Origin of the sequence: Nocardia sp. NPDC004151 (assembly GCF_042874235.1) — a bacterium.
Taxonomy (GTDB): Bacteria; Actinomycetota; Actinomycetes; order Mycobacteriales; family Mycobacteriaceae; genus Nocardia.
The window spans coordinates 1-12,713 of the sequence record NZ_JBIAMR010000007.1; the positions used below are offsets into that span (position 1 = coordinate 1).

The 12,713-nt window shown below is 67.7% G+C and carries 10 protein-coding genes; 6 read left to right on the forward strand and 4 right to left on the reverse strand.

Annotated elements, in window-relative coordinates:
• A partial coding sequence (locus ACFYTS_RS17215) for an AMP-binding protein (RefSeq protein ID WP_387305189.1) occupies positions 1–1,142 on the reverse strand: 1,142 nt, incomplete at its 3' end.
• A gap of 31 nt (positions 1,143–1,173) precedes the next feature.
• Complete coding sequence (locus tag ACFYTS_RS17220) at positions 1,174–1,920, reverse strand: glucose 1-dehydrogenase (RefSeq protein WP_387305866.1); 747 nt, start codon at positions 1,918–1,920, stop codon at positions 1,174–1,176.
• A gap of 505 nt (positions 1,921–2,425) precedes the next feature.
• Between ACFYTS_RS17220 and ACFYTS_RS17225 the strand changes: the two genes are divergently transcribed.
• The 3 genes from ACFYTS_RS17225 to ACFYTS_RS17235 all read left to right on the forward strand — a co-directional run bounded on the left by ACFYTS_RS17225 (position 2,426) and on the right by ACFYTS_RS17235 (position 4,172).
• The gene (locus ACFYTS_RS17225; RefSeq protein ID WP_387305192.1) at positions 2,426–2,992 is read left to right on the forward strand and encodes a carbonic anhydrase; all 567 of its coding nucleotides are present in this window, start codon (positions 2,426–2,428) and stop codon (positions 2,990–2,992) included.
• Between the two features lie 71 nt (positions 2,993–3,063).
• Positions 3,064–3,432 (forward strand): hypothetical protein, encoded by a 369-nt coding sequence (locus ACFYTS_RS17230; RefSeq protein WP_387305195.1) that lies wholly within the window; start codon positions 3,064–3,066, stop codon positions 3,430–3,432.
• A 194-nt stretch (positions 3,433–3,626) separates the two neighbouring features.
• Entirely contained in the window at positions 3,627–4,172 is a 546-nt protein-coding gene (locus tag ACFYTS_RS17235) for an SRPBCC family protein (protein WP_387305197.1), read from the forward strand.
• 46 nt (positions 4,173–4,218) lie between these two features.
• On the opposite strand, the gene ACFYTS_RS17240 is transcribed toward ACFYTS_RS17235, so the two are convergent.
• On the reverse strand, positions 4,219–4,725 hold the full coding sequence (locus ACFYTS_RS17240; protein WP_387305200.1) for a transglycosylase SLT domain-containing protein: 507 nt from the start codon (positions 4,723–4,725) through the stop codon (positions 4,219–4,221).
• Positions 4,726–4,901: 176 nt separating this feature from the next.
• Between ACFYTS_RS17240 and ACFYTS_RS17245 the strand changes: the two genes are divergently transcribed.
• The 3 genes from ACFYTS_RS17245 to ACFYTS_RS17255 all read left to right on the forward strand — a co-directional run bounded on the left by ACFYTS_RS17245 (position 4,902) and on the right by ACFYTS_RS17255 (position 11,583).
• A complete protein-coding gene (locus ACFYTS_RS17245) occupies positions 4,902–8,117 on the forward strand; it encodes a protein kinase (protein WP_387305203.1) in 3,216 nt (1,071 codons plus the stop codon).
• 75 nt (positions 8,118–8,192) lie between these two features.
• Entirely contained in the window at positions 8,193–10,502 is a 2,310-nt protein-coding gene (locus ACFYTS_RS17250) for a protein kinase (RefSeq protein WP_387305206.1), read from the forward strand.
• 73 nt (positions 10,503–10,575) lie between these two features.
• On the forward strand, positions 10,576–11,583 hold the full coding sequence (locus ACFYTS_RS17255; RefSeq protein ID WP_387305209.1) for an AraC family transcriptional regulator: 1,008 nt from the start codon (positions 10,576–10,578) through the stop codon (positions 11,581–11,583).
• On the opposite strand, the gene ACFYTS_RS17260 is transcribed toward ACFYTS_RS17255, so the two are convergent.
• Positions 11,580–12,575: a hypothetical protein gene (locus ACFYTS_RS17260; protein WP_357287883.1), complete on the reverse strand. Its 996-nt coding sequence runs from the start codon at positions 12,573–12,575 to the stop codon at positions 11,580–11,582. The two genes, ACFYTS_RS17255 and ACFYTS_RS17260, sit on opposite strands and share 4 nt — an antisense overlap.
• Positions 12,576–12,713 lie beyond the last annotated feature (138 nt).

Genomic DNA, 12,713 nt, shown 5'->3' on the forward strand with positions numbered 1-12,713 from the left:
GCGCGGCCCACGGTCTCGTTGTCGGCGGCCAGTTCCGGCGGGGTCGCCACGGTCGCGGCGGTGCCGGACTCGGTGCAGCCGTAGCTGGTGGTCAGGCCCTGCAATGCGACGGGGAAGCGTTCACGCAGTCGCTGCACGAGCGATGGGGACGAAGGGGCGGAGTTGAGTGACAACGCCGCCAACGAGGACAGGTCATAGCGTGAAATGTCCACGCCCAGAATGCGACTGGCCAGCGTCGGTACGGCCGCCCAGTTGGTGACCTGCTCTGTCTCGACCAGCTGCAGCAGCGATTCGGCATCGTACTCGCCTGCGGTCGGGAAGATGATCGCGTCACCCGTGGTGAGGCGCGGGATCGCGATGTTATGCAGGCTGGCGATGTGGAACAGTGGCATGGTCGCCAGATGTCGGCGGCCGGCCGGGGAACCGTCCCAGGCCTGGCCGCGGAAGCCGGCGGCCAGCGCGTCGGTGAAGCGGTGGTAGTCGGCGACCGCGACGAGGTTGCGTTGGGTGTGCACCACGCCCTTGGGGCGGCCGGTGGTGCCGGAGGTGTAGAGGATGATCGCCGGATCGTCCTCGGTCACCTCGGCGGCCGGATTGCCGCCCGCGAACTCCGCGATCAGTGCGGGCAGGTCGACTTCCATGGTGAGCAAAGGGATTTCGGTGCCGGTCTCCGCCACGACCGCCGCGCGCTTGGCGTCGGCGATCACCACCTTCGGGGTGGAATGCGCTAAGCCGTACTCGATCTCGCGCGGCGCCCACCACGCGTTGTAGCCGACCGGGATCGCGCCCAACCGCTGGGCGGCCCAGAAGGTGACCACCCATTCGGGGGTGTTGGCGGCCAGGATGCCGACCCGGTCGCCCTTGCCGACGCCGTAGCGCTCGGCCAGCGCGGCGGCCAGCGCGCCCGCGGCGGCGTAGTGCTCGGCGAAGGTGTAGCGGGTGCGCGCGGACACGAGGTAGTCGAGTTCGCCGAGGTCACGGGAGGCCTCCAACAGCTCCAGCAGTGATCCTCGGCGGTGCTTGAAGACCGGCTGCGGTGCACCCAGCACCTGCTCGACGGTTATTTCGAACGGACCTCCCGGGCCGGTCAGCTGTGCGGTCACCTGCGTGGCGAGCTTCTGGAGATCAACGGCGTTGGTCATGAATCAAATCCTCGAATCGGTAGTGCGTGCGTCATCCGAACGTCTTGTGGGGCACGCCGACGATCAGGCCGCCGTCGATGACGTGCTCCGCGCCGGTCGTGTAGCTGGACTCGTCGCTCGCCAGGTACACGATGAGATTCGCGACCTCCTCGGCGGTGGCGGCACGGCCGAGCGGGATCTGCAGAAAGTCCTCGGGAATGCCCTCGGTCATCGGTGTGCGCACCATGCCGGGATGCACCGAATTGACGCGAATATTGTGCTGCGCCAGCTCCAGTGCGGCCGACTTGGTCAGACCGCGCACCGCGAACTTGGTGGCGGTGTAGCCGTGCAATCCGACGCTCCCACGCAGACCCTCCACCGAGGAAATGTTGATGATCGAACCGCCGCCGGCCGTCGTCATCGCCGTCGTCGCCGCCTGGATTCCGAAAAAGGTGCCGGTCAAGTTGATGTCGACGATCTGCCGCCAGGCCGCCGGGTCGAAGTCGGCAATGGTGTTGCCGTTGACGATTCCGGCATTGTTCACCAGGACGCTCAGCGAGCCGAACTCCTCGCTCGCCATGTCGACCGCCTGTTTCCACTGCTCGGCGTCGGTCACGTCGAGGTGAACGAAACGCGCCGCCGCACCCAACTCGGCCGCCAGCGCTTCACCTTCGGAATCCAGCAGATCGCCTATCACCACCCTGGCCCCGTGCTCGACCAGAGCACGCGCGTGCGCGGCGCCCATTCCGCGCGCGCCACCACTGATGAGGGCCACTTTGCCCGCCACACGCCTACTCATGCTCGATCCAGCCGTCGAGTGTTCTCTGTCATACGGGCAGTAAATCATGTCTTCAATCACTGTTTCAATCAGTGATTGAAATAATGATTGAAGCGTGGCCGATCCGACTACGCGGTCATGAGTCGACCGGTGCTGCGATCGCTGACCGCATGGGCGCGCGGGTCGCGACCGTGAAAAAGTCCGAGCCGGGATGGGTGCGAGCGCCGCCGAACAGACTCGAGCGCAAGACATTTCACGATCTTCCGCGGGGGGCGACGGAATCGCGCGTACAGTAACTCGTTGATAGCTGTCTCGCGATGTCGACCGGAGGTGGGTGCCTATGGGTTCGGCTCACGAGGGTCTGTCGCGTCGGGGGGTGCTGGCGGGTGGAGTGATGCTCGCGGCTGGGTCGTTGACCGCGTGTTCGGACTCGTCTCGGTCGGAGGGGCAAACATCGACCCCGATCGCGTCGGCCTCGCCCGAGGCTCCGGCGCCGTCGACTCCCGCGGCGGCGTGGTCGCGACTGATGGCGGGAAACGGGCGCTGGGTCAAGGGCAATCTCGATCATCCCGACCGCGATCCGGATCGGCGAGAACTCCTTGCCATGAAGCAGAACCCGTACTGTGTCGTGTTGTCCTGCATCGATTCTCGGGTGCCCCCGGAACTGCTCTTCGATGTCGGTCTCGGCGATCTGTTCGTGCTGCGGACCGGTGCGCAGGTGATGGGACCACTGGTGGAGGCGTCCGCCGAGTACGGGCCGCTCACCGGTGGCACGCCGTTGATCGTGGTGCTCGGGCACCAGCGGTGCGGTGCGGTCATCGCCGCGGAGGAGGCCTTGCGTACGGGCAAGGCGCTGCCGGGCAATCTGCAGGAGATAGCGCTCGCTTTGCGCCCGGCCTACGAGCAGGTGCGCGTCAGCGACCAGGATCGTCCCGATGCCATGGCGCGGGCCCACGTGCGGCTGGTCGCTGATCGGTTGCGTGGCAACGCGGATCTGGCGCCGATGGTGGGAGAGGGCCGGATGGCGGTGGTGGGCGCCTACTACTCCCTCGATACCGGGGAGGTCGAGGTCCTGTCGGGCGCACCCTCCTGAGCGCATGCCGCGCGCGGGCTGGGCGGGTTCATGGGCACTGATCGTAGCCCTGGCCGCGCGAGATCAGGGCGATGGCGTCGCCCGCTCCGGCGGTGAAGCCGGTGTTCTCGTCCGGTGTCGCGGCCGCGGCGTCCGGGCTGGTGAGTCAGCTGGTCAGGAGTTCGTTGCCGGCCTGCTGCAACGACCATTGCGGGTCCCCGGCGTGGCTTCTGGCAGCCAGGGTGAGCACCGCGTGCATGCCGACGCATGCCGAGCGTCGTGCTGCAGCGGCGGCCGGGGACAGCGACGACCCCGGTGTGGTCGACACGGGCTGGGTGGTCGTGGACACGATCGTGGTGCTCGGTTGGTCGGATGCGCTGCTGCTCGAGCCGCACCCGGTCAGAGCGAGTGCGGCGAGCACGGCCGTCACGCTCGCCGATATGGCTTTCACCGACACATGATGTGTGGATCTCCCGCCGACTGCGAACGTGTTGTTTCCCATCATGATTCGGACGCGGGTTCCCGGGGCGGCTTTGGGGCGGTTCGGGGTCGGGCGCCGACACCAGGATGTGCTCGAGTTCAGGTCGGAGTGGCGGACCGGTGCGGGGCTATGCCCGCGATCGGGCGGATCGAGAGTGCTGCCCAGGGCAGTGGGATGGAGGCGAGCACCCGGCTCGACCACCGGAACCGGGTCGTGCCTAGGGTGAGCGAGGTACGGAGGGGGGCAGGCGACCGTGTAGGAGGCTTGATGATTCCCGTTGTCGATACCGAGATTCTGATCCGGAGGCCGTGCGCGGAGGTCTTTCACGCGTTCGTCGATCCGGAGGTGACGTCCAGGTTCTGGTTCACGAAGAGCAGTGGGCCGGTGGTGGCGGGCGCGGAATTGACCTGGACCTGGGAGATGTACGGCGTCTCGAGTGAGGTGCGGGTGACCGAGGTGGTCGCGGATCAGCGGATCGTGTTCGATTGGAACGCAACCACGGTCGAGTTCGGGTTCGAGCCCTGGGGGGAGGGGATGACCCGGATGACGGTCAACGAGACCGGTGTGATGGGGACGGTCGAGGAGATGGTCGCTTACGCGGCGGACTCGACCGGGGGCTTCACCTGGATGTTGAGCGGGGCGAAAGCCTTGTTGGAGTTCGGGATCGAGCTGGGAACCGTCCGGGACGCGCATCCCGGAATGCTCCGGCCGGGCTGGTGATCCGAGGAGTGGATCACCGCCCGAGCGGGTGGAGCGAATCGCGTGGTCAGTACGCCGAGTCGACGTTGTCCATCGAGCCGTAGCGGGCTGCGGCGTAGTTGCAGGCCGCGGCGATGTTGGCGACCGGATCGTAGATGTCCCAGGAGGTGCCGTCGACGTGGTAGGCCTCGAAGGTCGGATCGATCACCTGGAGCAGGCCCTTGGACGGGATGCCCGCCGCGGCGTTGGAGTCCCAGAGGTTGATGGCGCCGGGGTCGCCGCCCGATTCGCGCATGACATTGCGGTGGATGCCCTCGTAGCTGCCGGGAATGCCGTGGGCGGCCATGATGCCCAGGGCTTCACGGATCCAGCCGTCGAGGTCGTTCGAGGCGGCGGTCGGCGCGATCTTCGTCGTGGCCGAGAGGTTGACGGCTGCGGGCAGGGTCCGCGCCGAAGCGTCCGGGACGAGTGCCGAGGCCTGGGCGGTTGCCACGATCGACAGCGATGCGGCGGCCAGGGCGCAAGCGGCGAGACGGCGGGCGGTCCGGGAGGGGGAACGGTGTCCGGTAGCCATGGTGGTTCTCCTGAGAATTTTCGATGCCGTGCGGTCGCTCGGCGGTGAACACAGCGTCGGTCGGGGGAATACCTGCGCACGACGGTCGTTCTGCCGGGCATATACCTATTTCCGCCGCGCACGTGCGGGGGAGATAAGCTGATTGGTGCCCGCTGCTGGCGATTTGCGAGTTACCGATGGTCCAAGCCGATCCGTTCGAAGTGCAGCGTGATGCCGGTTCCGACGTCGTCACGGAGCTGAGCGCTGCCGGATTCGAAGGCGCGCACGAGATCGGGCGCGGCGGACTCGGAATCGTCTACCGCTGCACGCAGGTCGCCGCCGAACGGGATGTGGCGGTCAAGGTTCTCACCGGTGACCTGGACGAGGACCGGGAACGGTTCTTCCGCGAGCAGCGCGCGCTGGGACGTCTCACCGGGCATCCGAACATCGTCAGCATGCTCGAGGTCGGCGAGACCGGCGGCGGCCGTCCCTACCTGGTCATGCCATATTTCCCGCGGGGATCGCTGGGCGAACGGCTCCACGTCGACGGCCCGCTGTCGCTGCCGGACGCCCTGCACATCGGGGTGCGGATCGCGGGGGCGCTCGAATCCGCGCATCGCGCCGGAGTCGTTCACCGCGATATCCGGCCCGCGAACATCCTGCTCACCGACTACGACGAGCCCGTGCTGACCGACTTCGGCATCGCCGACGTCGCCAATTCGCCGGACGTCACCGCGCCCGAAGTGCTCGACGGCCAGGCTCCCAGCCGCGGCTCGGACGTCTACGGACTGGGAGCCACCCTGCTCTGCGCGCTCACCCGCCGCGTCACCACCGAGCAGCCCGATGATGAGCACGCGACCCAGCCCGTGCGGATCGCCACCCCCGCGAATCCCGAACTCTGTGAGATCGGGATCCCCTGGGACGTCCGCGCGGTGCTCGAAGCGGCCATGTCGCGCGACCCGCGCGACCGTCCGACCGCGGCGGCCCTGGGCGACCAGCTGCGCCGGATACAGCTCGAACGCGGCTTCCCGGTCGACGACATGGCGGTGCGCGACGAGCCGGGCGCCGAATCCGAATCGCTCACAGGATCGGAAATGATCGCATCGCAGGGAGTTCCGCGTCTGCACAGTGACGGCTTGCACGACGGGACCGGCAATCTGCCGCTCGAACTGACCAGCTTCGTCGATCGCCGTACCCAGCTGTCGGAGGTCGTCAACCTGCTGGCCGGGTCCCGCCTGGTGACCCTGACCGGGATCGGCGGCGTCGGAAAGTCCAGGCTCGCACTGCGAGTCGCGCACAAGTCCCGGCAGAAGTTCCCGAACGGCGCGTGGCTGGTCGAGCTGGGGGAGTTGCACGACGACGCCCTGCTGCCCGATGTGGTGGCCGCCGTCCTCGGAATCCGAAGCCAGGGCGTCATATCCGTGCTCGACACCCTGGTGGAGGCGCTGGCGCCGCACGATCTGCTGCTGGTCCTCGACAATTGCGAGCATGTGATCGACGCGGCCGCCAAGCTGTCGGAGGCACTGCTGCGGGTCTGCCCGAACGTGCGCATCCTGGCCACCAGCCGTGAGGCTCTCGGCATCGGCGGTGAAGCCGTGTATCCGCTTCCGCCGCTGACCGTTCCCGAGTCGAGCAAGGAACGCGCGTCGGCGCACTCGCACGCCGTGGCGCTGTTCGTCGAGCGCGCCGCCGCGGCACTGCCGGGCTTCGAGATGACCGACGCGAATCAGCCCGCGATCGCCCAGATCTGTGCCCGCCTCGATGGCTTGCCGCTGGCGATCGAGCTGGCCGCCGCGCGCCTGCGCACCATGTCGGTCGAGCAGATCCGCACCCGCCTCAGCGACCGGTACGCCCTGCTGTCCCGCGGTGGCCGGGGAACCCCGAGGCGGCAGCAGACCCTGTGGTACTCCATCAACTGGAGCTACGACCTGTGCACCCCGGACGAGAAGCGGTTGTGGGCCTGCCTGTCGGTGTTCACCGGCGGCTTCGAACTCGACGCGGTCGAGCAGGTGTGTGCCGGTCACCTGCCCGAATACCAGGTTCTCGATACCCTGTCCGCGCTGGTCGACAAGTCCATCCTGGTCCGACAGGAAACCGACGGGGCGGTGCGCTTCCGGATGTTCGAGACCGTGCAGGAATTCGGGCGCGAGCAGGCCGAGGAATCCGGCCTGTACCCGGATCTGCATCGGCGCCACCGGGATTGGTGCGAGGGACTGGTCCGCGAGGCGAACGCCGAGATGATCGGCCCGCGTCAGCTCGACTGGGTCGACCGGCTCGAACGGGAACTGCCGAATCTTCGAAAAGCCTTGGAGTACAGCCTGTCCGAGTCCACCGAAGGCGGGCTCGGGATGGTCACCGACCTGTACCTGTTCTGGGGTCTGCGCGGGCGGCTCCACGAAGGCTACCGCTGGTACGAGCGGGCCCTCGGCCACCCCGGCGGTCGCATCACCGATCGCGCCCGGGCCCTGTTCGCCGCCGGCACGATCGTGGGTTTGACCGGTGACCTGGCGACCGCGAACAAACGATTCGACGAGCTCCGCATCCTCGCCGAACAGACCCCGGACCCGCTGGTCGCGGCCCTGGTCGACCACGTCGACGCCAATGCGGCGCTGGCCCGCGGCAATGTCGGCGAGTCCGACGCGGCCGCCCTGCTGACCGACGCGATCCGCAAGTACGAGGCGTGCGGCGAACTCGGTATGCAAATCGACGCGCAACTGTCCCTCGGCTGGGCCTACGCCCTCGGCGGTGACGCCGCGCGGGCCGTCGCCTGCCACGAGAAGACGCTCGCCATGACGTCGAGCGCCGGCGAATCGATCTACCGGTCCTGGGCCTTGTTCGCCGCGGGCTTCGCCGTCTGGCGAGCCGGCGACGTCGACCGCGCCAAGCGTCTGCTGGAGGAGGGCGTCCGGCTGTCCGCCCTGATCACCGAGCCGCTGGTGGCCGCGGGCTGCCTGGAGACCCTGGCTTGGATCGCCGCCGATCGGAACGAGCCGCGCCGCGCGGCCGTCCTCATGGGCGCGGCCGACAAGCTGGGTCGTCTCGCCGGAACCGCGACCCTCATGGTCCGCGACCTGCTCACCTACCGCGCCGACTGCATGCGCGGCAGCCGCGAGGCGCTCGGCCCGCGCGCCTTCGACCGGGCCCGCCAGGAAGGCTCCGCCATGAGCCTCGACTCCGCCGTACGACTCGCGCTCGACGAACCGTCCCCGGCCGGCGAGACCGCCCCGCAGGTGCTGACCAAACGGGAACGCCAGGTCGCCGAGCTCGTCGCGGAAGGCCTGACGAACCGGGCGATCGCGTCCCGCCTGGTGATCTCCCAGCGCACCGCGCAGGGTCACGTCGAGCACATCCTGGTCAAACTGGGGTTCACCTCCCGCGCACAGATCGCCGCCTGGGTGGCGGAACAGTCCTGATCTCGTGGATGTCCGGAAATCCGGATACCGTGGTCTGGGTAAGACGCCTCGGAGTTTCACCCCGGAGTGACCGCCATGAGCAAGCCGAACGCAACCGCAACCGCGGTATTCGATCCGCTGGCCGATCGTGCCGCGAGTACTCTGCTGCGGCTCGTCGACGCGGTCGAGGAGTTCACGGCCGCATGGGAATCCGGTGGCCTGCCTCCCGATCTGGCGAAATTCGCGCTGACCGGTGACACCGCCCGCCGGGCCTCCCTGATCGCACTGATCAAGGTGGATCTGAAATACCGATGGCTGCGCTACGAGCATCCGAAGCGGCTCGCCGAATATCGCGCCCGGTTTCCGGAACTGGCGTCGGGCCCGATGCCGCGGCAATTGCTCTACGAGGAGTTCCATATTCTGCGCCGCGCCGGCGTCCGGATCGATGTCGCCGAATACGCGCGGGACTATCCCGCGTACGCCGACCGGATCGACGCGATCCTGCGGCCGGACGACCCGTACGAGAGCACCCTCGTCGACCGGACCGGCCCGCCGGTCGCGGGTGAGGAACTCGAACCCGGCGACCGCATCGACGACTTCGATCTCCTACTGGAACTGGGCCGCGGCGCGTTCGCGAGAGTCTTTCTGGCACGGCAACTCTCGATGCAGCGACTCGTCGCGGTGAAGGTCTCCACCGACCACGGCACCGAACCGCAGACGCTGGCCCAGCTGGACCACGAATACATCGTGCGCGTCTACGACCAGCGGGTACTGCCGGACCGCGCGCTGAAACTCATGTATATGCAGTACCTGCCCGGCGGCACGCTGTCGGCGGTTCTGACCCGCGTTCGCGAGACCCCGCCGGAACAACGCGGCGGACAACTGCTGCTCGATGCCGCCGACGCGGCGCTGGAACAGAAGGGCGAGCTGCGAACCTCGGGCGCCCGGGTGCGCGACGAGATCGCCGCGTTGTCGTGGCCGGAGGTGGTGGCCTGGCTCGGCCGCAGGCTCGCCGAGGCCCTGGACTACGCCGAGGAGCGCGGTGTCCTGCATCGCGACCTCAAACCGGCGAATGTGCTGCTCACCGCCGATGGTGTCCCGAAACTGGCCGACTTCAATATCAGCGCCAGTGACCACGTCGCCGGCAGCAGCCCGGTCGCGTACTTCGGTGGTTCCCTGGCCTACATGTCGCCGGAGCATCTCGCGGCCAGCCACCCGGCTCTGTCCGGCACCGTCGAGAACCTGGACACGCGCAGCGACATCTATTCGCTGGGCGTCGTGCTGTGGGAGCTGCTGACCGGGCGGCGGCCGTTTCCCACGCTCGAGGCGAAGGATTCACAGGCCGCGGTCGAGCACCTGCTCGAGGTGCGTCGCCGCCCGATCGCACCGGAATTCCTCGACGACCTCCCCGCGGACACTCCGCCCTCGCTGCGCCGCGTGCTGCTGACCTGCCTGGCGCCGGAACGGGAGGACCGCTGGGCCAATGGCGCGGAGCTGGCTCAGCAGTTCGAACTGTGCCTCGACCCCCGGGCCCGGGAGCTGGTGGACGCGCCACAGCGCCGGTGGCTGCCGACCGCACCACTGTGGGCGATCCCGATCCTCGCGCTGGCGATCGCCATACCGAACCTGATCGCGGTCGGATACAACTACTACTACAGCAGGACACTGATCGTCGGGAAGCTCACGCCGCAGGCCCGGCACACCTTCGAATACGTTGCGCTGGTGCTGTATCCGCTCGCCATCGTGGTCGCCGCGGTCCTGATTCTCTTCGCCGCGCGCCGCCTCGTCCTGGTCCTGGTCGGCCTGCGCATCGGCTGGGACTTCACCGATGAGACGCTCACCCGCGCCCGCATCGACGCGCTCCGGCTCGGCCCGCGGGTGGTGTGGATCGCCTTCGTGTTCTGGGTGCTCGGCGGAATCGTGTTCCCGGTCCTGCTGAACCTGATCGCCGGGGGCGTACCGTACGCCACCTACGTGCACTTCCTGCTGTCGGTCGTGGTGTGCGGCGCGATGGCCGTGTCGTATCCGTACTTCGGGCTCACCTGGTACGTGGTGCGGTGCCTGTACCCGGTGTTCCTGGAACATGGACGGTCCGACGCCGCCGATATCGACCACCTGCACCGGCTCGCCGGGCGCACCGGCTTCTATCTGACCGTGGCGGCCGCGGTGCCGCTGGTCGGCGTCACCGGGGTCACGTTCCTGCCCGGGGTGGATATCGAGTCCATCATCTGGGCGGTGCGGATCCTGTGCGTCGGCGGCATCCTCGGTTTCGTGCTCGCCTATCTGCTGTACGGCGTCATCGAGAAGGACCTCGAGGCGCTCGAACGGGTGGCGACGGCATCCGGTGTCGTCCTGACGACCCCGCACATACCGAAACCCTTGCGTTCCAGCTCTGATCGGCGGTGATCGAACGACTCCGGGCCTCGCTATTCCTCAGAATCCAGTCCCGCGCAGGCACATGCGGTGGGAAGATGCGGACGTGGAGCAAACCGCCTCCGTGACAGTCGAGGTGCGCTCGTCCTCGACGCTGAAACCGCGTGATGCCTTCGAACAGTGGGAAGCACTGATGGCGGATGCCATCGTGCCCTCAGCGATATCGCCGCTACACGACGGGTGCTGGAACGGCAAGATCACCAGCACCCAGTTCGATCGAGTGTCGGTCGCGCTCATGCGAGCCAGCGCACAGCAGGTGAACCGGACGCAGCGGATGGTCTCGCGGTCGCAAGGGGAGTTCCTGCTCGCCAATATCGTGCTGGAAGGGACGAATTGGACAGAGCAGCAGGGGCGGACCGCGGAATCGGTGGCCGGGTCCATCGCCTTCTATGACAGCGCGCAGCCGCTGCTCAGCCGCACCACCGACAACGCGATGTCGACGCTGCTGCGCGCGCCGTTACAGCCGGTGCTCGACTACGCCGGGCTGGCGCGCGACGAGTTGCCGTTCGCTGTGCCGATTCCCGCCGACGGGGCCATGGGCGTGGTCACCCGCTTCTTCCGCGACATGGCCGAACTGACCAATGAGGAAGCCGAGCGCGCGAACCTCGCCTTCGACGGGCAAACCACCGGCATGCTGGCCTCGGCGCTGTTGCTCGCGGTCGGGAAAGCCTCACCGGCGCCCTCGGATTCGCTCTACACCCGCCAGCAGATGATGGCCTACCTACGAAAACGGTTCACCGATCCAGACCTCACCGTCGACGAGATCGCCAAGGCCTGCCTGGTGTCCCGGCGCACCCTGTTCCGCATGTGCGAAGGGCTCGGCGGCCCGGGCGCGCTGATTCGGCGCATGCGCATCGAGCACGCCCGGCGGCAGCTGCGGTCGGAGCCGACCCGTTCCCTCAACTCCATCGCAGCCGCCTCGGGTTTCGCCTCCGACCGGCACTTCTACCGCGCGTTCCAGCTCGAAACCGGTATGACGCCTGGCGAATTCCGCTCCCAGTACGCCTTCGACGCCTCCGGCGCCCGGCGCGAGAGCCGTCCGGCCGCGGACTAGGACAGCAGCTGCCCGTGTGCCAGCGCCTCGATCGGCGGGCTGGTGTAACGCGGTGCGCGGTAGTGGAAGTCGAAGTTCGCGCGCACGTACCGGCGGTAATCCTCCAGAGTGTGCAGGGTGTCGGTGCGGGCCTGCCCCGTGACGCCGAGCACGTCGAGTTCCTCGGCCAATGCTTCCTCCATCCGGCCGATCCGCAGAATGCACTCGGTCAGCATCTCGTTGACCACGCGCAGGGCGTGAGTCCTGGTGCAGCCGAGGTGATATTCGGCCAGCAGCACCGCGTTGTAGGCGTAACCGACCGCCTCGTCCGCGGGCAGGGAATGCACGTCGTTGATCAACCCCATGTGCTCGGTGACCGCCGCGCGCAGGGTCTTCATGGCGGGCAGCTGCCGGACCGTGTCGGGTAGATCGATCCCGTAGGTGATCTCGCTCAGATCCAGCAGCATGTAGATGGCGACCGAGATCTGCCGGTGGGTGCGGTATTCGTCGAGTTTCGGCAGGTCACGGGTGATGGTGCGGACGCTCTCGGTGTAGTAGCTCCACCACCACTCCACGATCTCGGCGCGCACCGCGCGTTGCCACTGCGGCGAGCGGCCGCGGCACAGTCTGCGCCACAGGTCCTGGAAGCCGGTCGCCAGCACGCCGGACGGTGTGCCGTCGAGGTGAAAGCCCGTCTCCAGGCGTTGAATGGTGGCCAAACATCTTCGCGGGTCGGGCATTTCGATATCGAACTGGTCGTCCACGATAAACGCCCACGCCGTGAATTCGGCGAGCAGTGCGAGCGATTCGACGTCGGCGTCGGGGCACCACATCGAATACATCTCGACCGGGCGGGAACCCGCCACTCTGCGTCGGGACAACTCCTCGGGAACGAGATCCAGGTTGACCAGCCATTCCCACATCTTGGATTCGGCGGCTCTGGCTCTGGGATTGGTTCCTTCCGGCGGATACGGCATGTGGAAGTCGGGAAGGACGATTCGCTCGGAAACCATGGGGCACAGCTCCTTCGGCGAGCGCGAATCCGCGTGGCCTCATCCGCCGACCCTGGAGTGCGAGCCGGCTCCCCGCCATCCGATCACGCCCGATTCGTCCAGTATCGCCCACTTTCCCCTGGGGCACACCCCGATTGG